Annotated in this window: 18 protein-coding genes and 1 tRNA gene; 10 read left to right on the top strand and 9 right to left on the bottom strand. The window is 61.5% G+C overall.

Annotation, left to right across the window (positions count from 1 at the left end; all coding sequences use genetic code 11):
- Window positions 1–25: 25 nt before the first annotated feature.
- From D3250_RS09960 to mptB (D3250_RS09930), 7 genes are all read right to left on the bottom strand, one after another.
- Window positions 26–1,060 (bottom strand): ABC transporter ATP-binding protein, encoded by a 1,035-nt coding sequence (locus D3250_RS09960; protein ID WP_119903239.1) that lies wholly within the window; start codon window positions 1,058–1,060, stop codon window positions 26–28.
- Window positions 1,057–2,631 carry an ABC transporter permease gene (locus D3250_RS09955; RefSeq protein WP_225973267.1) on the bottom strand — a complete coding sequence of 525 codons (1,575 nt, stop codon included), beginning with the start codon at window positions 2,629–2,631 and terminating at the stop codon, window positions 1,057–1,059. The genes D3250_RS09960 and D3250_RS09955 overlap by 4 nt, the downstream gene beginning before the upstream one ends.
- Window positions 2,632–2,727: 96 nt before the next feature.
- Window positions 2,728–3,786: an iron ABC transporter substrate-binding protein gene (locus D3250_RS09950; RefSeq protein ID WP_119903237.1), complete on the bottom strand. Its 1,059-nt coding sequence runs from the start codon at window positions 3,784–3,786 to the stop codon at window positions 2,728–2,730.
- A gap of 130 nt (window positions 3,787–3,916) precedes the next feature.
- Entirely contained in the window at window positions 3,917–4,894 is a 978-nt protein-coding gene (locus D3250_RS09945) for an AEC family transporter (RefSeq protein WP_119903236.1), read from the bottom strand.
- Entirely contained in the window at window positions 4,887–6,200 is a 1,314-nt protein-coding gene (locus D3250_RS09940) for a glycosyltransferase family 87 protein (protein WP_119903235.1), read from the bottom strand. Before D3250_RS09940 ends, D3250_RS09945 begins: the two co-directional genes overlap by 8 nt.
- Before the next feature lie 3 nt (window positions 6,201–6,203).
- Window positions 6,204–7,856 (bottom strand): polyprenol phosphomannose-dependent alpha 1,6 mannosyltransferase MptB, encoded by a 1,653-nt coding sequence (mptB, locus tag D3250_RS09935; protein WP_119903234.1) that lies wholly within the window; start codon window positions 7,854–7,856, stop codon window positions 6,204–6,206.
- Window positions 7,837–9,336: a polyprenol phosphomannose-dependent alpha 1,6 mannosyltransferase MptB gene (mptB, locus tag D3250_RS09930; protein ID WP_147383524.1), complete on the bottom strand. Its 1,500-nt coding sequence runs from the start codon at window positions 9,334–9,336 to the stop codon at window positions 7,837–7,839. Before mptB (D3250_RS09930) ends, mptB (D3250_RS09935) begins: the two co-directional genes overlap by 20 nt.
- Before the next feature lie 55 nt (window positions 9,337–9,391).
- Here mptB (D3250_RS09930) and orn point away from each other — a divergent pair, with 55 nt between their 5' ends.
- From orn to D3250_RS09895, 8 genes are all read left to right on the top strand, one after another.
- Window positions 9,392–9,973, top strand: coding sequence for an oligoribonuclease (orn, locus tag D3250_RS09925; protein WP_318778949.1), 582 nt, complete (start codon window positions 9,392–9,394; stop codon window positions 9,971–9,973).
- Between the two features lie 76 nt (window positions 9,974–10,049).
- Window positions 10,050–10,125 (top strand) — tRNA-His (locus tag D3250_RS09920).
- A gap of 89 nt (window positions 10,126–10,214) precedes the next feature.
- Window positions 10,215–10,388, top strand: a complete 174-nt coding sequence (locus tag D3250_RS11810) for a hypothetical protein (RefSeq protein WP_158583123.1) — start codon at window positions 10,215–10,217, stop codon at window positions 10,386–10,388.
- Window positions 10,389–11,112: 724 nt separating this feature from the next.
- The gene (locus D3250_RS12115; RefSeq protein WP_264080532.1) at window positions 11,113–11,247 is read left to right on the top strand and encodes a hypothetical protein; all 135 of its coding nucleotides are present in this window, start codon (window positions 11,113–11,115) and stop codon (window positions 11,245–11,247) included.
- A 409-nt stretch (window positions 11,248–11,656) separates the two neighbouring features.
- Entirely contained in the window at window positions 11,657–12,406 is a 750-nt protein-coding gene (locus tag D3250_RS09910; RefSeq protein ID WP_225973266.1) for an Ltp family lipoprotein, read from the top strand.
- A gap of 285 nt (window positions 12,407–12,691) precedes the next feature.
- Window positions 12,692–13,696 (top strand): type I glyceraldehyde-3-phosphate dehydrogenase, encoded by a 1,005-nt coding sequence (gap, locus tag D3250_RS09905; RefSeq protein ID WP_119903231.1) that lies wholly within the window; start codon window positions 12,692–12,694, stop codon window positions 13,694–13,696.
- Between the two features lie 89 nt (window positions 13,697–13,785).
- A complete protein-coding gene (locus D3250_RS09900) occupies window positions 13,786–14,817 on the top strand; it encodes a 6-phosphofructokinase (protein WP_119903230.1) in 1,032 nt (343 codons plus the stop codon).
- Between the two features lie 198 nt (window positions 14,818–15,015).
- The gene (locus D3250_RS09895; RefSeq protein WP_119903229.1) at window positions 15,016–16,023 is read left to right on the top strand and encodes a universal stress protein; all 1,008 of its coding nucleotides are present in this window, start codon (window positions 15,016–15,018) and stop codon (window positions 16,021–16,023) included.
- Between the two features lie 10 nt (window positions 16,024–16,033).
- Here D3250_RS09895 and D3250_RS09890 read toward each other — a convergent pair whose 3' ends face one another.
- On the bottom strand, window positions 16,034–18,754 hold the full coding sequence (locus D3250_RS09890) for an HAD-IC family P-type ATPase (RefSeq protein WP_119903228.1): 2,721 nt from the start codon (window positions 18,752–18,754) through the stop codon (window positions 16,034–16,036).
- Between the two features lie 187 nt (window positions 18,755–18,941).
- On the opposite strand from D3250_RS09890, the gene scpC reads away from it, so the two are divergent.
- Both scpC and D3250_RS09880 read left to right on the top strand, forming a co-directional pair.
- Window positions 18,942–20,447: a succinyl-CoA:acetate CoA-transferase ScpC gene (gene scpC, locus D3250_RS09885; RefSeq protein WP_119903227.1), complete on the top strand. Its 1,506-nt coding sequence runs from the start codon at window positions 18,942–18,944 to the stop codon at window positions 20,445–20,447.
- 169 nt (window positions 20,448–20,616) lie between these two features.
- Entirely contained in the window at window positions 20,617–21,507 is an 891-nt protein-coding gene (locus tag D3250_RS09880; protein ID WP_119903226.1) for a DUF4190 domain-containing protein, read from the top strand.
- Between the two features lie 67 nt (window positions 21,508–21,574).
- Here the strand turns inward: D3250_RS09880 and D3250_RS09875 are convergent, their stop codons facing one another.
- Window positions 21,575–22,507 carry a cation diffusion facilitator family transporter gene (locus tag D3250_RS09875; RefSeq protein WP_119903225.1) on the bottom strand — a complete coding sequence of 311 codons (933 nt, stop codon included), beginning with the start codon at window positions 22,505–22,507 and terminating at the stop codon, window positions 21,575–21,577.
- Between the last annotated feature and the right edge of the window lie 180 nt (window positions 22,508–22,687).

Below are 22,687 nucleotides of genomic sequence, written 5' to 3'. Positions count from 1 at the left end.
GTTCAGCTGGTCAGCAGCTCGGCACCTACGGCGGGTAGGCAACCCCGGTGCCGGTCACCTGCAGCCCGACGGTCTCACCCACCTCAAGTGGCTCGGCGTTGAGCTGCCGGACTCGCACTTCCTCTTCGCGCCCGTGAATGCGGACCAAAGCCGTGGTGTCGTGGCCGAAGTAGTCGGCATCGAGCACCAGTCCCAAAACTCCGTGCCCCGGTGCCTTTACCGCGATTTGTTCAGGGCGCAGCAGAAGATTGGCGAAGCCGGTAGGCGCCATATTGCGAAGCGGAACGGTCCCCAGCGAGCACTCGGCTGAACCTTTGGAGACATAGGAGTCAAGCACCACGGCTTCACCGAGGAACTGCGCCGTACCGATATCTGCAGGCAGGCCGTAGATATCTTCCGGCGCACCTGCTTGGCGGAGCGTGCCCTCTTGGAGCACGGCCACGGTGTCGGCAAAGGAGAGTGCCTCGTCCTGGTCGTGGGTCACCAGGAGAGCTGTGGTGCCGGTCGAACGCAGCACGCGTTGGACCGCCTTGCGAGTGCGTTCGCGCAGTCCGGCATCCAAGGCTGAGAACGGTTCGTCCAGCAAGATGATCTGTGGACTGCGGCCGAGTGCGCGGGCTAGTGCAACCCGCTGCTGCTGTCCTCCGGAGAGCTGATCGGGCCGACGGCTCGCGTACTCAGGTGGGAGGCTGACCAGTTCGAGGAGCTCAGCGACCCGCTCCCGAGTTCGCTGTGAGCGAGGTAGGCCGAAGGAGACGTTGCCGCCGACGCTCAGGTGGGGGAAGAGTCCTCCGTCTTGAGCGACGAGGCCGATGGAACGGCGGTGAGCCGGCGTGGCCGTGATATCGACGCCATCGAGCTGGACGGTGCCGGCATCAGGGCGAAGAAACCCGGCCACAATACGCAGCAACGAAGTCTTGCCCGACCCTGAGGGGCCGACAATCGCGGTGGAGGTGCCTGCCGGGCAGGTCAGTGTGACGTCGTGGAGCACCTGATGGCTGCCGTAGCTGTGGCTGATGCGCTCCAGGTGCAACGAGCCGGCAGTGGAACTAGTACTCACTTCTCCTCCTTGAGCATCTGGGAAATCATCAGCCACGCGGGAATGGCGGCGAGAAGAACGAGCAGGACGGCGAACGGAGCCGCTGCTGCGAGTGATTCATTGCCGGTGTACGTCCAGAGTCTGGTGGCCAAAGTATCGAATCCGGTGGGGCGCAGCATCAGCGTTGCTGGCAGCTCTTTTATGACCGTGAGCATCACCAGCAGGAACCCGGACCCGATCCCGGGGGCCATCAGAGGCAGTGTGACACGCAGGTAAGCAGTCAGGGAGGACTTCCCCAGGGCGCGCGCAGCCTCTTCGAGCTCAGCGGGCGCACTCAGTGCAGCGGCAGCCGCAGGCCCCAATGCCAGCGGAAGCATCAGTGTGCAGTAGGCCAGTACGAGCAGCCAGGTGGTCTGGTATAGGGCTGGCACGACTGAAATCCCCAGCATGACCACTGAGAGGCCGATGACGACACCTGGCAGGGAGTGCGCCAGGTAGGCCAAGCGCTCCAGTCCCCGGGCGAGGAGGGAGCCGCGGCGGGCGATGAAGAGAGAGAGCGGCACCGCCAGAAGAGTTGTGGCGGCGGCTCCGAGCGCGGCGACCCAAAGTGAGTTTCCGAAAGCGCCAGCCACCTCGGCAAGAGAGCCCGGCGTGGACACTCCGCGGTAAGCCCAGTAGGTGAGAGCCGTGCCGGGAACCGCCAGGCTGATGAACACGACGCTCCAGGCCAGAACCACAGCGGGCACCCCCCAGCGGCCCATGCTCAGTCGCATCGGAGATGAGCCTCCATCAGTACCGATGGCGGCGTAGCGGGTGGAGGTGCGTCGGAAGCGTCCTTCTACGAGGAGAACCACCATGGTCAGAACCAGCAGGACGGAGGAGAGAGCGATACCGCCAAGTCGATCAAATCCCATGGAGAAGCTTGTGAAAACTGCACGGGTGAAGGTGTCCAGGCGCAGGATGGACACAGCTCCGAAGTCGGCGATGACATAGATGGCGCAGAGCAGGCCCCCGGACGTAATGGCCGGCGCCGCCTGCCTCACAGTCACGGTGAAGAAAGTGTTGACCGGGCCCCGCCCTAGGGCCCGGGCTGCCTCTTCCTGCGCCGGACCTACCCTCATGAGGGCCGCTGCAGCCGGGAGGAAAACATAGGGGTAGGTCACCGTGGTGATCACAACAGTGGCGGCGAGGAAGCCCTCGAATGTGGTGCCCGGGTTGACCAGTTGGTTCATGGATTGCCACCCGAAGGCGGCCACGTAGCTGGGCACCGCCAGCGGCAAGGCTGCGGCCACGGCCAGTGACCGACGCAGCGGAATGGAGGTGCGCGTGACGATCACTGCCATTCCGACGCCGATGACCAGGCACAGACTGGTTACCGTGGCGGTGAGGGCCAATGAGGTAGTGGCGAGGCGTGAGCTGCGCGCGCTGAAAACGGCGTCAAGGAAGTCCGCCGCAGGATACTCGGTGGCTCGGACAACAAGGTAGAACAGGGGCAGCAGAGCGACACCCGTGGTAAGACAAGCCAGCACTCCCAACCACCAGGGCGCTCCCGGGCCGCTGCCCCGTCGGAAGCGGCCGCCGGAACGACTCACGCCCCTTTTTGTAGGACGTGGAGGCACGCTCGGGCCGCCCGGCTGGTTCGGCCAGGCGACCCGCTGCTCAGCAGCTTCCGTGAGAGTCGAGATGGGCTATCCCGCCATTCCCGATTCGGTAATCATCTGAATGGTCGATTCCAGGTCGTCCAGCTGGTTCAGGTCAATGTCCGGCACATCGAGTTCTTCCAGGGCCGGCATGCCCTCTGGCGCATCGAAACCTTCGATCATGGCGTACTCTGCGGTCTCGTCGACGAAGTACTGTTGGCCCTCCTCGGAGAGGAAGTACTCCAAGAGTTCAGCGGCGGCGTCGTTGTCTGCGTTGATGATCCCGGCGCCGGCCACATTCATCAGCGCCCCGACGTCCCCATCACCGAAGAGGTGGTTGGCGGCTGGCAGCTCTGCAGGTTCCATGCCGAGTTCCTCGGCTTGAGCGTAGAGGTAGTAGTGATTGACTAACCCCATCTCGAGAGCCCCGTCGATGACATCGGAGACGATCGGCCCATTTTTCTCGCGGTACTGCGGGTCATTGTCCGCCATCTGCTCGAGCCAGTCCTCTGCGGCGTCCTCACCTTCAGCTACGCGCAGGGCCGTGACGAAGGACTGGAAAGAGGCATTGGTGGGTGCGATGCCCACCCGACCCTCGAACTCGGGGCCGGTGAGCTCTTCCACCGTTTCTGGGAGTTCGGACTCGTCGACCAGCTCTGTGTTGTAGATCAGGGTCCGTAAGCGTCCTGAGAGGCCCACCCAGGCGTCTGCATCGTCTCGGTACAGTTCAGGCACTCGGTCGAGGAGGTCCTGGTCGAGTTCAGTGAACAGACCCTCCTGCGCCACGGCTCCCAGCGCCCCCGCGTCCTGGGCCAGGAACATATCGGCTGGAGTTGCCTCACCCTCCTCCAGCAGTTGGGCTGCGAGTTCTGCAGTGTCACCGAAGCGCACCTCAACGTCGATGCCGGACTCATCTTCGAACTGGTCAACCAGGGGCTGGATCAGCTCTTCATTGCGACCGGAGTAGAGCACCAGGCTCTCGGCTTCGGCCCCCTCGGCTCCGTTGCCGTTGTTTCCGTTGCTGGTGTCCTCATCAGCTCCGCAGGCAGTGAGCACCAACGCAGAAGCAGCGGCGACAGCGGCTGCCGATCGGGTAATACGAATCATTCTTCAGGGTCCTTTCCCAGTGACCGTCGGTTCCCTTGGGTGCGAGCGCGGGCCTCCCCAATGGAAACCCCAGATAACAACTATACGTCACAAACCCATTGGCTAATTATGTTACGTAATTGAGGTCACCCTAAAGCAGGACGGCAGCGATCAGCGGCAGAGTGAACAAGGAGACCCCAGTGGTCCCCACCAGCACAGCGGCTGCCATGCGCCCATCACGGTCATACTGTTCGGAGAAGATGAAGGCGGTGGTGGAGGAGGGCGTGGCAGCCAGGATGATGAGGGTGCCTGCCCATATCGGTCCTAGGGAGTCGTAGAACGGCAGTACGGCCAACCAGGTCAACGCCGGCAGCAGAAGCAGTTTCGCCACCGTCCCGATCCCCACCGGCAGCAGCGGCACCGCTCCGCTGCGCACTCCCTGCAGGGCCGGATGCAGCGCTAGCCCCACACAGAAGAGCGCCAGCGGCACTGCAGTGGCACCGAGCATCGCGACGGGCTCATCGAACAGTTCAGGCATGCTGAAAGGGGTCAGGACCACCAGTAGCGACAGTGCCATGAACCAGAACACGGGGTTCAGCAGCAGTCCCCGGCGCAGAATGGGCCAGAGCTGCATGCGCCATAGTTCGCTGAACGAACCCGCTGAGCCTTCGCGCTGCCGGGTCAGCACCGCTGTGCGGACCAGCGGATAACCGTTCAGGAAGAAGATGTTGTGCACCATGTGCACGATCCCTGCAGTCAGTCCTGCCTCGGGCCCGAGGATCCCGACCGAGATGGGGATCCCGAAGTAGCCAACATTGCCGAAACTTCCGGCCAATGAGACCGGGGCGGCGAGGTCTCTGGAAAGACCCCCGAGCCCGCGGCACAGGTAGTAGAGGCCCACGGCAACCAGCGGCGTCACGGTGAGCACAATCAGCGGCACTGCGAGGGGAAAACTGCCCACCTCAGGAGCAGAGACGATGGATGTGTAGATGAAACACGGCAGTGCGAAGTAGAAGACGAAAGCGTTCAGGTACGGAGTACCCTGACGAAATCTGGGGGCGAAGCCGGCACCGAAACCCACCAGTATCAGGACGAAGAGTGGGGCGATGACCCCCAACATCTCAACCATTGGCCGCAGCTCCCCTCAGAGTTCGCGCCTCAGACCCCGGCAGTCCGGGGAGCCGAAAGGCGTCTTCGCACTGCGCCACCGGTCCGGCCAGCGGATCAGCTCTGGGTCTGCTCAGGATGTCGCGCACCACCAGAAGCAGGATCCAGGTGAGGGTTCCCATATGCGCAGCAATGCCGAGCCCGTAGAGCACCTCGAAGAAGAAGTGGCCGCCTCCCACTGCTCCTTCGGAGGTGATCTTGGCGCTGATCCGCCACACACTCAGCCAATGGAAGACTTCGGCGCCCTGCCAGATAAGGAAGACCTTGGGCCGTGGCAGAGCCAACACCACCAGAGGGATCAGCCATATGACAAATTGCGGCGAGTACACCTTCCCCAGCAGGACGAAGCACCCCACGATGAGCAGGCACAGTTGCGCAGTGGTAGGACGATGCTGCGCCGCGAGGCCGAGCCAGGCAATTGCTACGCAGCAGAGCAGAAACAACCCATTGGAGAGCAGCGAGAACGTCTCTCCAGACCAACCGGTCGGGACCAGGGCCAACCACATGGACGAGAATCCGGGCTCGCGCTCCGAGGAGAAGCGGTAGAAGGTGGCCCACTGCGCTGGCTGCATCAGCATGAACGGCAGGTTCACCGCAAACCACGTCACAGCTGCGGAGGAGAGCGTTTTCGCCAAGGTTCGCCATTGCGCGGTCCGCATACACAGCACCATAATCGCGCCCAGAAACAGCAACGGGTAGAGCTTCATCGCTGCACCCAATCCGATCAGCACCCCCGCGAGCACGGGTCGGCTGCGCCCCCATGCCAGCAGCCCAGCCGCTCCTAAGAACACCGCCCACATATCCCAGTTGATGGAGACAGTGAGAATGATGCCTGGAGCCAGGGCAACAAGAAGTGCGTGGCGGCGTCGTGCTGGGTTCAGTGAGTAGGCGGTGACCAGCACCAGGCCGATCCAGCACAGGATCACGGCCAGGTGGTTGAGATCATGGAAGGCCAGGATGCGCTCATCTGTGACGCCTTGTCCGGGAATCACTGCGGCGAGCACCCCGGCCACCAACCCAATGAGCACCGGATACTCCATCACGGCCGAAGCAGGGACCTCATCGATGAAAGGGAACGCCCCCCCAGCCAGGCCGCGCTCCACGAAAAGCAGCGGGAAGTCCGAGTAGCACAGGGCGAGGTGCTGCCCGGGATCGGTCCAACCGTTGACCCGGCACCATTGAACCGCCAGCACCGACAGCAGCGCACCGATGACAGTGGCGGCGCACAGAACGGTGACGGCTCGTGCAGAAAGTCGTGCGGCGGGCATGCCTCACCGGGCCTTTCGGTAGACGTCGGTGGCGGACCAGGACTCCGCGGGGGCAGAGAGGCCGCGCAGGCCCTTCCAACCCTGGGCGGCATTCCATCGCGCCGAGGGTCGATTGAGTCGGAACAGACTGGTGGTGTTCGGGTCGATGAAGATGATGTAGAGCAGGTATCCAGCAGCCACTGCCAAGGCGATTGCCTGGACCAGCAGAGAATCCACCCACTGCACCACCGACAGTTGCCCCACCATCGACAGCAGGGTCATGACTGTGATGAGCAGAGTGACCAGCATCAGAATTCTTCCGCGGTAGACGTGCACCGTTGCGAACAACGGAAGCAGCCACAGCACATACCAAGGCTGGATGACTGAGGAGGCCAGCACCACGGCGGCAAGGCCGTAACCTGCCCATAACACCGGGTTTCCCAGTCGCGGCTGGAGCAGCATGATCGCGAGAACAGCAGCGGAGACCACCCGGGCCGCAGCGTAGATCCAGCCGGCGACGACGTCGTGGTCCGGCCCACCGAGCAGCTCCGCTGCCCAGCCCACCCCCATACCGAGAAGTCCCACCGGCGCTCCCTGCAACACGGCACCGCCAGCTCCGAGCGCGGTGGTGAACCAACCGGTGCCGACCCCGAGCAGCCACCCGCCGCCGAAGAGCAGCAGCACAGCCAGCACCCCAGCAAAGGCCCATTCACGGACGCGGTTAAGATAGCTGGCCGTCCGGTCCAAGGTCAGCAGCACTGCGAAGGGCAGCACAACTAGGGCAATGGGCTTGATCGCCACCGCACCGATCAGCAGCAGGACTGCAGCAAGTCGCCGACCCCGCAAGGCGTACCAGATACCCGCGAGCATGAACCCGATCATGAGGGCATCGTTGTGCGCTGCCGGGATGAACACCAGCAGGCTCAGTGGGTTGAGCACGCACAACCAGATCGCCCAGGCCGGTTGAGAGCCGAACGCTGCCGCGAGCCTGGGAATCATCAGCAGCATCAGTATGACGCCGAACACCGCCAACATCCGGAACAGCAACACTGAGACCTCTGGGACTCCCCCAGTGAGCACCCAGATCCCCTGAGCCAGGAGGAGAAAGAGTGGACCATAGGGAGAGGGCGATTCCGCCCACAGGTCGTCTGCACCCACACCGAACCAGCCGGGAAGCTCGGAGACTCCAGCCTCATAGGGATTCTGGCCCGCTGCGAGCAGCCCGCCCTGGGCAAGGTAGGAGAACACATCGCGGGAGAAGATCGGGAAGCAGGCGATCATTGGGGCGCCCCAGAGGAGCACGGCCTTGCGCATCGTCGGAAGCGCCACTGGATCGTCCCAGGCGGTGATCCGTTGTGAGAGTCGGAGCCATGAGCGCAGCAGAAGCAAGGCTCCGACCACCAGCAGTACCGCACAAGTGATGACTCCAGCTGTGGTGGTGCGTAACGGCAAGAGCACATTGTGCAGGGGCATCCACGAACCGGGCACCATCAGCAGCCATCCCACGCCCCACGACCCGACCATGATCATCACCGACGCCAGCAACCCCTGGCGAAGCGTATGTGAAATCTCACCTTCTGGCCCGCCGATGAGCCATGAGGTGCCACGGAAGCTGCCCAAGGCCTCGCGAGCAGATTCTGCGGCGCGTGAGGCGCGGTTAAGAGGCAGCGGGATCACCACTCAACACTACCGAGCGAGCTCGGGCGTCAGAGAACAGTATGAGCGTGACCCCCACCACTGAGACTGCCAGCGAGAGCAGCATCATCGTCAGGTCGGCCTCCAGGAACTGATGAACGGAAAGCTGATCCGCCGCGCCGAAAGCCAGGAAGAAACCGGTGACCCCGGTAATCAGTACCAGAGGCCATTGTCTGTTGGTCTCGGTAAGGAAACCGGTGGCAGCGAACAGTGGCAAGATCCACAGCAGATACCAGGGTTGAATTAGCGGTGAGAGCAACACCACAGCCGCAAAAGCCCACGTCATCCGGTGGAAGACGCGGTCTTGTCTTCCTCTGAACATCAGCCAAAGCACCACGATGATCGAACCAATCCGACCCAGGGTCCCAACAGTGTCGAAGACGATGTCTGGAGACTGACCCAGTAGCAGCCACAATCCCGCCAGCGGGGCGACAAGAATGGCCAGTGGAGCCCAGAAGGTGGCGCCGGAGCCTGCACCCACCAGCACGCTCACCCAGCCGAGACCGTAACCGCCGATCGCTCCGATGCCGACCAGGGCCCCACCCGCCAGGCCTGCGGTGAGAGTCCAGTAGGTGAACCGGCGCGGCCAGCTAGCTCGGGAGCCAGCCCAGAGCAGCCCAATGAAAGGCAACATGACGAGGGTGATGAGCTTGGTGCCTATTGAGGCGACCACCAGCCCCAGTGCCGCCACCCCCAGAAGCCAGTGCACTCCACCGGAGCTCCGGCCTGCGCGAACGGCGCACCACGTGCCGGCCAGGGCTAAGCCGACCATCAGGGCATCATTATGCGCACTGGAGATGAAGCTGATGATCAGCAACGGGTTGGCACCGGTGACCCATTGCGCGCTGGCTGGGTCGGTGCCCATCTGTTCAGCCAACTTGGGGACGAAGATCAGAACAAGGACTACGCCCATGACGCAGAGCAGCCGGAAGAGCAGGACAGCCACTTCCGCGGAGTCCCCGGCGACCCGCATCACCCCCGCGGCTAGCCAGAGAAACAATGGCCCGTAGGGGGTCGCGTCCTCTGCCCAGCCGATATCGGTTCCCCGCTGGAACCAGTTGGCCAGCGTCGAGACCCCGGTGGTGTACGGGTCCTCCCCCGCGAGCACGAGTCTGCCTTGGTTCAGGTAGGCGAAGAGGTCCCGGGAAAAGATCGGCACCGCAAGTAGCTGCGGCGCAGACCAAATGATTGCCGCACGGGTCACCACAGGCAGCGCGGCTGCGTCGGCGCTTCTCGTCAGATACCTGAGCAGAAGCCAGGCGTGGAACAGGATCCAGCAGCCGGCGGTGAGCGTGATAACGGCAAGAGCGACCCCGGCGAGTTCGCTTCTCAGCCATATGACCAGTCCCCACCGAGTCAGTGGAGAATCAGCAACCAACCATCCGACACCGAGGGACCCGATCAGAATCAGCAGCGAGCCCGCGAGGCCGTAACCGATCACTGCACGCGCCTGAGGTTTCACCGCAGAGAGTCTACGTGGCGCGGAGCGCAACCCAGGGTGGGTAGAGTGTCTTTCCGTGAATGAATCAACTGCTGAGAAGGCTCCCTCCGGAACAGGCGACTGGTCGGGACGTATGGTCTGGATCGACTGTGAAATGACCGGACTTAGCCCGGAGAAGGACGTGCTCATCGAGGTTGCGGCGCTGGTTACCGACTCGGAGCTAAATGTGCTCGGCGAGGGTGTGGAGGTGGTGATCCGCCCAGACCTGGAGGCGCTGGCTGGGATGGAGAAGATCGTGCGCGATATGCACACGGCCTCCGGTCTGCTGGCCGAACTCGAAGACGGTATTGCGGTGGAGACTGCAGAGAAGAAGGTCCTGGAGTACGTGCAGGCCTGGATTCCAGAGGCCGGTGTGGCTCCGCTAGCGGGAAATTCTGTCCATGCAGACAGGGCCTTCCTACGCATAGGAATGCCCACGCTTACTGAGCACCTCCACTACCGGATTGTGGATGTTTCCACGCTGAAGGAACTGGCTTCCCGCTGGTATCCCGAAGTGAAGGCGAGTGCCCCAAAGAAGACGGGAAACCACCGCGCAATGGGCGACATCCTGGATTCAATCGCGGAGCTGCGGCACTACCGGGAACAGATGCTACGCTGAACTCGCTCCGGAACAGTTTCCGGTGTATGCTGTATAGGTTGCTTTTCTCGGGGTGAGAGCCCCGGTTAAGGACATGGTGGGTGTAGCTCAGCTGGTAGAGCATCGCGTTGTGGTCGCGAGGGTCGCGGGTTCAAGCCCCGTCACTCACCCCAGTAGATCCACGGAATGAGAATGAAGTGGGATCCACGGGATAGCAGGTTCAGGGTGTTGTGAAGAAGACCGAACCTATTACTCTGGGACGATGGCCGGCCCTCATGGCACGTATCAAGGAGTGACAGAGGACTTCAGTGTCCATTTGCGCGGATTTGGCGTGCCGAGGGCGGTGCCCACGCTGGACGCCAGGGGTCATGCGCTCAAGACTATTCACAATCTCTGCGGATTCCTCGGCCAGATTCTGGCGCGCCAACTGGATTGAATCACGACCGACGGCGAAGCTCTCGTTTCTTCTTGCTCAGGAAAGGTGCGCAGAGCGAAAACCGTGCTTCAAGGGGAGACGGCGAGAGCCACTAGTCTTGGTCGTATCGAGTGCTGGCACACAGGTGAGGTTCTCGGCGGGTCGTTTGGGGGCCTGTAGGGTGATCAGAGCTCATCCACGAAAAGTCTACAGATGACAAAGACTCCTGTGAGCCCAGCGCCATCCAAGGTGCGCAAGCTTTCGCGGCTGGCCGGGATGACAGTAACCCACATCATCGAAGCACTCGGTAGCACTGTGCAGTTCGAGTTTCAGGGCAACAGCGCGCGCCCGTTTCGTGGCGTGGCTACGACGTTACGGCGACGCGAAGTGCGCAGACGCTTCTGGGTGATGCGAGACAGCTCCTGGGAGCGCGGTGGGGCCGATCCCTACGTTGGGTCTGAGACTACGCCTGAGCAGGATATCCAGAAAGCTCTGGAGCACGGATCATTTGCCCTCCCTCTTACAGGGATCTGCCCGCGTTGGCTGACCGCAATGTGTTCTTCGTTGACAACACGATTGAGTTCGTCTCACGGATGGTTGAGTCGCAGCGGCGAATGGTCCGAGGTCGTAGGGTGATCGCGGTGACCGGCTCCGCGGGTAAGACGTCCACGACTGCGATGCTGGCCCACGCGCTGCGAGCCTTAGCGGATGGTGCGAAAGTACAGTATGACGCCCGGAATCGGATGTGGAGCAGCTTATTGAGGCGTTTCCTGGTTCAGTCGAGGAGGGGGACCTGCTCCTCATCAAGGGTTCCGGCGCCACCGGCCTGAAGGGGCTGGCTCGTATATTCCTTGAACGCGCCGACAACGGCGAAGACTAGGCCCCGGAGACGCGAAGTTGGCCCCGCCCTACGCGCCCATTCGAATGATCGGATCGGGACGGAGACGTCCACCGCGATACTAGCCCCACCAACCTGTACGACGCTCGTTACGGCGCGCCCAATCCGGCTCCGACCAAAGCTGGACCCTCACACGGGTTCACATGCTCTGCCATGAAAATGGGGCACGTTTACCACGCGCACGCAGCCTGTTACCCACACCTTAAGTGGGATGCTTTCGCCTTTGCAGCTCTGGGTGGATGCAGATCATCCAAGCTCATGAGACTGTTGGCGTGTTCTCCGCTGACCTGGGGGTTCTCTCTAAGGCTGTGCGCATCTACGATGAATAGACAAGCCGTGACCGATGTCACACGATGGTGGCGTGACGGCACTCGCGCTCTGAGGGGGAACCATGACCGAAGGCAACCATTCAAGCTCTGCCGCGCCACCCTATGAGCCCCCGAAGCTTTCGCTGTGGGAAAAGTTCAAGCGTTGGCCGCTGGTGGCTCGTATGGGTGCTATCGGATGTGGTGGACTAATTGCGCTATTCGCCCTTCTTCTCATGGTCGGCCTCATTGTCCAGGTTGTGGATCCGGATGGAGCCGAAGAACGCGCTTCTCAGGCTGAACAGGACCGCGTAGACCAACAAGAGCAAGAAGCGGAAGAAGAAGCTGAGGCCGAACACCAAGCCGAAGAGGAAGCGGAAGCTGAAAGGCTGGCTGAGGAAGAGGCCGAGCGTGAAGCCGAAGAAGAACGCCAGGCCGAAGAAGAAGCCGAAGCAGAAAGGCTGGCTGAGGAAGAGGCCGAGCGTGAAGCCGAAGAAGAACGCCAGGCCGAAGAAGAAGCCGAAGCAGAAGAGCAGCCCGAGCCCGATGAAACATCGGGCCAGAGAAATGCTAGGCAGTCAGCCGAGTCTTACTTGAACTACACGGCGTTCTCGCGCGAAGGTCTCATAGGTCAGCTCGAGTTTGAAGGCTTCAGCAGAGAGGACGCTGAGTACGCCGCAGATACTGTTGAGGTGGATTGGTACGAACAAGCTGTCCTCTCAGCAGAGTCTTACCTCGACTACAGTTCGTTCTCGCTTCAGGGACTGATCGATCAGCTGGTATTTGAAGGCTTCACACCTGAACAGGCCCAGCATGGGGCAAACGAGGCGTACTGAACCCTATGGAACATAGCGCTGTCTTGCACATGCTGGGCGCAGACAGCCTGCCAATCGTCTGTGACCTCCCGAGAGAGTCAGCGACATCGTACTTAGACTACGCAGCTTCTCCCGTGAAGGACTTAATCGACACCTCGAGCCAGCTACTACCCCTGGGCACTCCACAGATACTGTGCAACGATTGCCCTACATTGTGGGAACCTCTAGAAGCGACGCGCTTCGACGCGAAGCCGGACTCACCGGGCATCGCGCGAATGGGACGATGAGAGGAATGGAATGGCGAGAATGACACGCATTGCTATCAATGGGTTCGGGCGGATCGGGCGAAGCTTGCTCAGAGCAATTGAGGAGCAGGGCCAGCCCTTGGAGGTGGTCGCGATCAACGATCTCACCGACCCCGACTCCATGGTCAACCTCACCAAGTACGATTCCATCCTGGGCCGCTTCCCAGGATCGGTGACCCGTGAGGGCGATGAGCTAGTGGCTGGCCGGCACCGGATCAAACTCCTCTCAGAGAGCGAGCCTGCCAACCTCCCTTGGAATGAGCTCGAGATCGACATTGTCTTGGAGTGCACCGGGCTTTTCAGAACACACGAGACCGCATCCCAGCACGTCGATGCCGGCGCGAAGAAAGTCATAGTCTCAGCACCGACCAAAGGAGCAGACGCGACGCTGGTGCTGGGCATCAACGAGTCCACCTACGACCCGACCAGCCATACGGTGATTTCCAACGCATCCTGCACCACCAATTGTTTGGCCCCGCTCGTCAAGGTCATCAACGATAATTTCGGCCTGGTTGAAGGGCTAATGACTACCATTCATGCCTATACCGCAGACCAGCGTCTCCACGATGCTCCGCATAAGGATCCGCGACGAGCCCGCGCCGCGGCGGTCAACATGGTGCCTACATCGACAGGCGCGGCCAAGAGCATCGGGCTGGTCATCCCCGAGGTGGACGGCAAGCTGGATGGCTTCGCTGTGCGTGTGCCAGTCCCCACCGTCTCAGGCACCGACTTGACTGTGACAATCGAGAAACAGGGAGTGAGCGCCGATGAAGTTAATGCTGCCTTCAAGGAAGCTGCTGAAGGACCCTTGAGCGGGGCGCTTGCCTACAACGAGGATCCTTTGGTCTCCTCCGACCTGATCGCGGACCCACATGCGTCAATCTTCGATGCGCCCCTGACGAAGGTCATCGGCCAGACCGTGAAAGTCTTCGGATGGTATGACAACGAATACGGTTATTCTTCCCGCATGGCGGACACCGCAGTGCACATCGGTGAGCGGCTCTGAGCTCACCCCAGACGGTCGGCACATTCGATGCGACAGCTGCCCTGCATACTTAGGAGCGATCACAGCACATGAAGGGACAACGTTGAATTATGCGAATTGGCCTCCTGACATCCGGGGGTGACTGCCCGGGACTCAACGCGGTCATACGTTCCGCCGTCCTGCACGGCATCAAGAGCTATGGCGACGAATTCGTAGGATTCAAGGACGGTTGGCGTGGACTCATAGAAGCCGATTATCTGGAACTCTCCCGGCATGACGTGCGCGGCCTATCTCGCGTCGGCGGCACGATTCTCGGGACCAGCCGCACACACCCCTACAATCACCCGGGCGGCGGGCCAGAGAACATGATTCGTCAGCTTGAGCGGCACGGAGTCGATGCCGTGATCGCGCTCGGCGGGGAGGGCACCCTGGCCGGAGCCAAGCGGCTCGCCGACGAAGGCCTTCCGGTGGTGGGGGTGCCGAAGACCATCGATAATGATCTGGACGCCACCGACTACACGTTCGGATTCGACACCGCAATTTCCATTGCGACTGACGCCATGGACAGGCTGCGGACAACAGGTGAGTCCCATCACCGCTGCATGGTCGCTGAGGTCATGGGTCGCCATGCGGGTTGGATTGCCCTTCATTCGGGAATGGCCGCCGGAGCTCACGCCATCCTGATCCCAGAAAAGAGAGTCACCATGGACCGGGTCTGCGAGTGGGTGGAGCAAGTCCACTCCCGCGGCCGGTCTCCCCTGGTAGTTGTAGCCGAGGGCTTTATCCCCGAAGGGGCTGAGGAAGCACTGGCCGGCAAGGGAACAGAGTCTTCCGGCAGACCCCGACTAGGAGGGATCGGTGAATGGGTCGCAGCGCGGGTGGAGGAGCACACCGGCATAGAGACTCGAAATACTACACTCGGCCACATTCAGCGCGGAGGCAACCCCACGGGCTTCGACCGTGTGTTGGCGACGCGGTTCGGCATCAAGGCACTGGATCTGGTTCATGAGGAAGCCTGGGGATTCATGGCCTCGCTCAGCGGCACAGAGATTGTGAAGGTCGATCTCACCGCAGCACTTACAGGCCTCAAGACAGTGCCGATGCAACGCTACGAGGAGGCTCAGGTCCTTTTCGGCCGCTGAGCACCACCTTTTGAGTAGCCAACGGCCGTGGCGCAGGAACATTACGCACGCCAAGGATGCCTGAAGTCGCCTAAACGGCGCACTGGGCAGGCCTAGAAGGACAGTTGTAGACTCAGTGGTGACGAGGATGGCTCTCACAACAATCGGGGGGTCGCCATTATCGTTGCTGGAGGAAAGACCCCCGGGGAAAAGGCCATCATGAATAACCGCATTGATCCCCTGCCGCTGCAGATTCCGTTTGACTCGGCCGAGCGTGAGCTGGGCGTCGCTGTCGGTTTCGACGGCTCCGGAGAAAGCGTGCTGGCCTTGCACTTTGCCGCGCGGGAGGCACAGCGCCGGGACGCATTACTCACTGTTGTCACTGCGTTCAAAGTCCCCGCGATGATCTACACGACCTACGCGGCACTTCCTGACGCCCGTGAGGACGAGCTCAGACAGAAGGCCGCCGAAAATACACTCCAAGGTGCCCGAGACTATCTGCGCGAGTATCCCGGCGACGTCTCGTATCGCACTGAGCGGGGCGACGCCGCAGGCGTGCTGGTCGAAGCCTCCGCCTCGGCGCAGCTGATCGTCGTCGGAGCGCGCGGGCGTGGGGGCTTCCTCAGCCGGTTGCTTGGTTCCGTCGCGTCAGCGCTCCCGGCCCACGCTCAGTGTCCCACAGTTGTTGTGCCCCGAAGCTACCGCACAGGGGACGCCCAAGGCCGCCAACGATTCGAGCCGCAGACAGAAGACACTCCGGTGGTGGTAGGCATCGATGGCTCAAGCCACAGTCGCGGTGCTGCTTTGCAGGCAGCCCAGGCTGCACAGGGCCGCGGGACCTCGCTTCAGATGATGATGGCACTGCCATCCCTCGAGGGGTGGTTGGTGTGGTACCCGGAGCTCAATACGGGCGAGGAGCAGGCCACGGAGCGGCGGAAGAGCGAGTTGGAATTGTCACTGGAGACTGACGCCCGTTGGCTGAAAAGTCACTTTCCAGAGCTGGACGTCACCGTTTCAGTCGAAGCCGGCGACCCCATCGCAATGCTGGAGCGCGCCAGTGGCCAAGCGCAGTTGACCGTGCTCGGCACCCGTGGCCGGGGTGGAGTGACAAGCACTCTGCTTGGTTCAGTCTCCAAGGGCGCACTCCTCCACGCACGCGGACCGGTCATGATAGTTCCCGCAGTGGCCGACCAGCGTTTGGAGAATCAGCCAGACGTCACCCCTTGAGAGGCTCGATTCACAATTTGGCTGCGGCGAATCGAGACTTCCGATACAGCGCCCACTTCACGACTTCTATGATGCAGAACACCACAGCACCGGCGACGCTGATCACCAGTAGGTGCTCAGCATTCAGCGGGCCCGAGTCAAAGAGTTGCTGCAGGGGTGGCGCATAGATGAACAACAGCTGCAGTATGGTCAGGCTGAGCACACACAGCCATGCAAAGCGGTTGTTGAACAGCGCGGATACTTTCAGACTGCTCGTTTCCAAAGCTTTGACGTTGAAGAGGTAGAAGGCCTGACATACCACCAGGACACTCGTCGCAACGGTTCTGGCTGTATCCAGATCGTCTCCGACAGTGAACCTCCAGCTGAAAACGCCCACGGTGGCTGCAGCGATGAGTAGCGAGACGAGGCAGATGTAGACGATGTGCCGCGCTTCAACAATGCCTTTGGTGGGATCTCGAGGCTTGCGCTGCATCAGCCCCGGTTCTGCGGGCTCAAACGCGAAAGCGAAGGCTAGGGTCACAGCGGAGATCATGTTTACCCAGAGAATCTGCAATGGGGTCAGCGGCAGCGTCCAGCCCAAAGCCACCGCGAACAGCACCACTGCAGACTGCGCTCCGTTAGTGGGGAGCAAGAAGATGATCGCCTTGCGCAGATTGTCATAAATCCTCCGACCCTCTTCGACGGCGACCTCTATGGTGGTGAAGTCGTCATCAGCCAGCACAATGTCGGCAGACTCCTTGGTGACCTCGGTTCCCTTCACCCCCATGGCCACACCGATGTCTGCCCGGCGCAGCGCAGGGGCGTCGTTGACGCCGTCCCCGGTCATGGCCACCACCTCACCTTCGGCCTGCAGTGCCCGGACCAGGCGCAGCTTATGTTCAGGGCTCGTACGAGCAAAGACATTGTGTGTAGCGGCCAGTCGACGCATCTCGTCGTCGTCAGCCGCCTCCAGCTGAGGTCCGGACACAGCCCCAGCTTCATGTGACAAGCCCATCTGTCGGGCAATAGCTGTGGCCGTACCCGCATGATCCCCAGTGATCATCTTCACTTCAATGCCTGCAGCGTGGCAGACCTCGATGGCAGTGATCGCGGCCTCCCTCGGGGGGTCCACGATGCCGACGACGCCGAGGAAGGTCAGCTCTCCACCGAGGGTCTGCAGCGTCAGCGTGGCCGCGTCGGTCCGAGAGCCAGGACGCTCAGCGGCAGCAAGCACTCGCAGGCCCAAGGCGGACAGTCGCTCAATTCGTTCCTCCCAGAAAGCCCGGTCCAGCGGCGCACGAGTGCCGTCTGCGCTCAGTTGGGACGTGGACAGGTCCAGCAGTCGGTCGGGAGCGCCCTTGGCGTGCACACACACACTCTGGTCACGTTGAGCCACGGTCGCCATCAGTTTGTTCTCAGAGCTGAACGGCAGAGTCTGCACGCGCTGGGCAAAGCTGGGTTCGAAGTTCAGCTTTCCGGCAAGGGACTGCAGCGCACCTTCGGTGGGCTCTCCGTTGATTCCCCATCGTCCGTGTTTCTGCATCAGCTGGGTGTCGTTGGCGGTGCTGAGTGCTTCCACCAGCTTGCGAAGCGGGACGTGCTCAAGCCCCACCGGAGTTCCATCGGCGTCGAGGACTTCACCCTCCGGAGCATAGCCGGTACCAGTGACTGAAAGTTCGTGCCCGCCGGCCCCTGTGATGCCGGCGAGAACGACCCGCTCCACGGTCATCTCATTCTTGGTCAGTGTGCCGGTCTTATCCGAGCAGATGGTCGTCACACTGCCCAATGTCTGGACTGCTGGCAGCCGCCGGGTGATGGCGTTGCGCCGAGCCATGGTCTGGACACCAAGTGCCAGGGTGATGGTGATCAAAGCTGGCAGGCCCTCAGGAATAGCTGCGACGGCGAAGCTCGCCGCAGCCTGCAGCAGTGTGCCTAAATCGTCGCCGTGAACCAGGGCCCCGACAAGCACCAGGACCACAGTCATCACGATCACTCCGAGGGTCAGCCAGCGGCCGAAGACCGCAATCTGTCGAGTCAGTGGAGTCTGCAGTGACTCGACCTCGCTCATCATGGTGTTAATGCGGCCGATTTCGGTCTGCGCGCCCGTCCCGACCACTACACCTGTGCCTGCACCTGCGGTAATCAGAGTCCCCGAGAAGGCCACACACGTGCGGTCCCCCAGCGGGGCATCCGCACCGACTGCACCAGTGCCCTTGGACGCCGGAACCGATTCGCCAGTAAGGGCTGACTCCTCCGCTGCGAGCTCCTGAGTTTCGAGGAGTCGAAGATCGGCCGGCACCTTGTCCCCCGCGCGTAATCGAACGATGTCCCCAGGCACCAATCCCGTCGCCGCGATCTGCTGCCACGTACCATCACGCAACGCCGTCGCCGATGGCGAGAGCATCTCGCGGATACCCTCTAGGGCGCGTTCGGCGCGCCCTTCCTGAAGGAACCCTACAGTGGCGTTGACTGCCACCACGAGGATAATGACGATGGTGTCGACCCAGTGCTGCAGCACGGCGGTGAGCACTGCCGCACCGAGTAGGACATATATCAGCACATCGTTCAGATGCCGCAAGAAGCGAGTGAGCACGCTGGACTTCTCAGCAGCTGGCAATTCGTTCGCGCCAAAATGGTCACGACGCTGCTGAACCTCGGCCTTGCCTAACCCTGCGTCAGGATCACTTAGATGCTCGCGCAGGACGTCCCTCAAAGGGAGTGCATAGGGGTCTCTACGGTGCTCAAGCTGCACGTTGCTCCTGCTGTAGAAGTGGCGTTTCGATGGAAGCTGGGTTGCTCTTCGACTCTATATTGAAGGCGCAGGGTGCTTCTACAAGTCGTAGAAACGCCTCTCTCGCCACGATGAGCGCTCGCTGGGTGCTGATCGATATGCTGACAAGATCTGTGTCCTCACCGCGTCAGGAGGAGTCTCCACTTCCATGTCGAGAATTAGGTGTCCCATACTGAGCACCAAGGTAGTTACTGCGCAGCAGGCCGTGACCCATATCCAGTCCGGTGACCGCGTAGGCATGAGTGGCTTCACCGGCGCTGGGTATCCGAAGAAGGTCCCAGGCGCTCTGGCCGAACGGGCCAAGGAAGCTCATGGTCGAAACGAGGATTTCGGCATCGACCTCTGGACCGGCGCATCCACAGCGCCCGAACTGGACGGCGTGTTGGCGGAGGCAGGCGTACTTCGTAGGCGCCTGCCCTTTCAGTCCGACCCCGCGTTGCGCAGGGCGATCAATTCCGGGCTGACCGAGTACGTCGATACACACCTGAGCCACTCTGCCCAGCAAGCTTGGTTCGGGTTCTATGGTCCGTTGAACGTCGCCGTCGTCGAGGTCTCCGCCATCCTGCCCAACGGGCTCTTGGTGCCCAGCAGCTCCGTGGGCAATTCCAAGACCTGGCTGGACCTGGCCGACATTGTCATTCTGGAGGTCAACAAGTGGCACCCTCGAGCCTACGAGGGATTCCATGATGTCTACTATGGCACCAGACTGCCTCCCGGGCGCCGACCGCTCCAACTGCTGGACCCGCTGCAGCGGATCGGTGACCCGTACCTTCGAGTAGATCCGCACAAGGTGGTCGCCGTGGTGGAGACCAACGCGCCGGACCGCAACCTTCCGTTTAAGGACTCGGACGACGGCTCCCGCGCGATGGCTGATCACGTCGTGGACTTCCTCCGTCACGAAGTCAGCCACAACCGTCTGCCGGAGAACCTGCTGCCGCTGCAGTCTGGTGTGGGGAACGTTGCCAACGCGGTGATGAAGAATCTCACGCACAGCGAATTCGAAGGCCTCACGGCCTACACAGAAGTTATCCAAGACGGCATGCTGGACCTTATCGATGCAGGGAAGCTCAGCGCTGTCTCTGCCACCAGCTTCTCGCTCTCCGCTGAGCGCGCGGCGCATTTCAACCAGCACATCGAAAGTTACAAAGGGCGCATCCTGCTTCGCGCTCAGGAGATCTCCAATCACCCGGAGATCATCCGACGGCTAGGCATCATCGCCATCAATGGCATGGTCGAGGCTGACATCTACGGCAACGTCAATTCCACCCATGTGATGGGAAGTACCATCATCAACGGCATCGGTGGTTCGGGAGACTTTGCCCGGAACGCGTTCCTCAACTTCTTCGTCTCGCCCTCGACCGCGAAGCACGGGGTCATCTCAGCGATCGTGCCCTTCGCCAGCCACGTCGATCACACAGAACATGACACACATGTCCTGGTGACCGAGCAGGGAGTCGCCGACCTGCGCGGCCTCTCCCCCACAGCACGAGCTCGCAAGGTCATCCATCGCTGCGCCCACCCGGCCTATCGAGACCGTCTGCAGGATTACTTCGACCGCGCAGTGGCTGCCCACCCCCACGGCCAGCACACACCGCACCTGCTGCGCGAGGCGCTCTCCTGGCACGAACACTTCCAAGAGCACGGCCAGATGTGAACGGAGGGGCCGTCTCGAAGACTATGCGACCCACAGGGGCGAGAATTCGGTGTCCCCGCGCCGGACAGGTGACCTGCAGCCCCCACATCACGTAAAGTTCAAGGTGTTTCCCGACGGTGCGTTATACCCTTCGTCTCGTCGCCGAGCTGTTCCCCTAAAGAGGTCACCTATGGCTGAGTCGTACTATCCGTACTATCCCGAGCAGGCGGCCCCTCCTGCCCCCAAGGGGATTGGCATCGCGGCGATGGTACTGGGCATCATCTCCGTAGTTCTCGCCTTTATCCCTGTACTCGGATTGGTGAGCTTCCTACTTGGCCCCTTGGCGGTGATCTTGGGGATAGTCGCGATCGTGAAGCATCGCGGAGAAGGACAGGGCATTGCAGGTGTCATCACTGGCGCCATCGGAACTATATTTGCGATCGCCGGCCTGCTCATCGCCGGAGCTTTCCTAAGCTCCATGGATGATGAGGTGGACCGTCTCGAGGACGAAGCCGGCAGCGTTGACCCTGACCACGATGAAGAAGTGGCCGAGCTGGAGGAGGAGGTGCAGGAGCAGCAGGAGGAGATTGCCGAGGAGCGCGAGGAACCCGAGGACGACGGTGTTGATGAGGACTCGGCTCCTGATGCGGACGAGGGCACCCGAGAAAATCCACTGCCGCTGGGCCAGACAGTCTCAGACGACGAATGGGAAGTCACTCTCCATAGTGTCGCCGAGGACGTCGACGATCAGATTGCTGAGGAGAACCAGTTCAACGATCCGGCTCCCGACGGGCTGACGTACGTTTTGGTGAACATGAGCGCCACCTACCTCGGTGAAGGTTCAGATTCACCGATGATGGCGGTGGAGCTCGCCTACGTAAGCAGCACGGGTGAGACTACGGGCAGCTACGACCACACGGTAGTCACCCCTGATTCCTTTGACGACTTTGCTGAGTTGTACACCGGCGGCACCGAGACGGGGAACGTGGCTCTAGCCGTGCCGCCCGGCGACGACGGCACGCTCCGCGTCCGGTTGGGTTTCCTCGACACCCAAGACTTTTTCTTCGAAGCCTCCGAGTAAGCGACACCTGCTCACGCACGAGCTGGGCAGACATCCCCGGTCTCACCTGGAGCGCGAGGGCGTCCCGTCACCGACTCGGCAGCGCAGGCGGCGTCTTCGTAGTGAATGAAATGGTGATCCAACTGTGCGGATCCTCGCCATTGAGCTGCGTGAGGACCGAGTCCCGGAGGGCGTCCCACTCCTCCAACGCCTTGGGCGGGTGTCCGCGCGGAACATAGAAGACGATATCGACCGTCCGCGCGCGTCCCTGCTGCGAGACGTACACGCGAGCATCGGAGAAGCCCTGCGTCTCAATGAGGCTCGTGGCGACCGCTTCGGCCTCGGACTTCAGCTTCGGAGGAGTCACCAGGGAAATCTCCGCCACGGACTTACGCAGAGTGGAGAACGGCACAGGAATTAGAACCAGAGCCACCACCGCCAACACTGCCGGGTCAATGTAGGGCATCAGCCAAGCGGCTTCAGTACCGTCGATGAGCGCGCCGATGACGAAAGCGATCAGCAACGCGGAGGTGACTCCCCCGGCCATGAGCCACCCTTGAACGTCGATGCTCACCAGATCGGACTGGATCTTTCTGTTTGCTCGGCCTTCGATGAACCCGATAATGACCGTGAGCACCACGACGACGCCCGCATAGATCACCGCTGGCCCAAAATCGACCTCTCTGCCACCGGACAAGAGTGCAGAGACCGCCTGGAACAGTGCGTAGGTGGCTACTGACATCATCAATAAGGCATTGATCGCCAACACAATGGGTTCAAAGTGCCAGAAACCCATTGTGAAACGATCTCTGGTCCGTCTCGTCAAAGAGTTATTTGCAGACTTTGCAATAAGGCCCGCCAGGGTGATGGAAATTATCGACATCACCGCATCAACAAGTGAAAATACCCCGTCGAAAAGGATCGCAAAAGACCCCGAAAAAAGACCGAAGCTGATGCCCAGGGCGGTGATCGCGAGGACTCCGACCAAGGACAGTTTCAGCACCTGCTGTTCTGTGCGCACCTCAACTACTTTCTCTGCACATGAGCTGACCCGCTGCGGTCAGACGCTCGATCCTCATCATGTTTCTCTAAGTTCTTCTTCAAGCCCTAGACCACAGGAAAAACTCGTCTAGCCGGCGGTGCCAGTTGGGGTCGTAGGGCCTCGATTGCCCATAGGCTCGACTTCCACGTCTCTGCGAAC

Origin of the sequence: Nesterenkonia natronophila (assembly GCF_003595215.1) — a bacterium.
GTDB classification, from domain to species: Bacteria; Actinomycetota; Actinomycetes; order Actinomycetales; family Micrococcaceae; genus Nesterenkonia; species Nesterenkonia natronophila.
Note: the sequence above shows the minus strand (reverse complement) of the source record. Positions and strands in the feature narration are given on the sequence as shown.

What these genes read in the sequence shown, in the direction of transcription:
- D3250_RS09950 (WP_119903237.1), bottom strand. Translation starts at nt 3,786, where the DNA reads ATGATTCGTATTACCCGATCGGCAGCCGCTGTCGCCGCTGCTTCTGCG.
- D3250_RS09945 (WP_119903236.1), bottom strand. Translation starts at nt 4,894, where the DNA reads ATGGTTGAGATGTTGGGGGTCATCGCCCCACTCTTCGTCCTGATACTG.
- D3250_RS09940 (WP_119903235.1), bottom strand. Translation starts at nt 6,200, where the DNA reads ATGCCCGCCGCACGACTTTCTGCACGAGCCGTCACCGTTCTGTGCGCC.
- D3250_RS11810 (WP_158583123.1), top strand. Translation starts at nt 10,215, where the DNA reads ATGGCCGGCCCTCATGGCACGTATCAAGGAGTGACAGAGGACTTCAGT.
- D3250_RS09910 (WP_225973266.1), top strand. Translation starts at nt 11,657, where the DNA reads ATGACCGAAGGCAACCATTCAAGCTCTGCCGCGCCACCCTATGAGCCC.
- gap (WP_119903231.1), top strand. Translation starts at nt 12,692, where the DNA reads ATGACACGCATTGCTATCAATGGGTTCGGGCGGATCGGGCGAAGCTTG.
- D3250_RS09900 (WP_119903230.1), top strand. Translation starts at nt 13,786, where the DNA reads ATGCGAATTGGCCTCCTGACATCCGGGGGTGACTGCCCGGGACTCAAC.
- D3250_RS09895 (WP_119903229.1), top strand. Translation starts at nt 15,016, where the DNA reads ATGAATAACCGCATTGATCCCCTGCCGCTGCAGATTCCGTTTGACTCG.
- scpC (WP_119903227.1), top strand. Translation starts at nt 18,942, where the DNA reads ATGTCGAGAATTAGGTGTCCCATACTGAGCACCAAGGTAGTTACTGCG.
- D3250_RS09880 (WP_119903226.1), top strand. Translation starts at nt 20,617, where the DNA reads ATGGCTGAGTCGTACTATCCGTACTATCCCGAGCAGGCGGCCCCTCCT.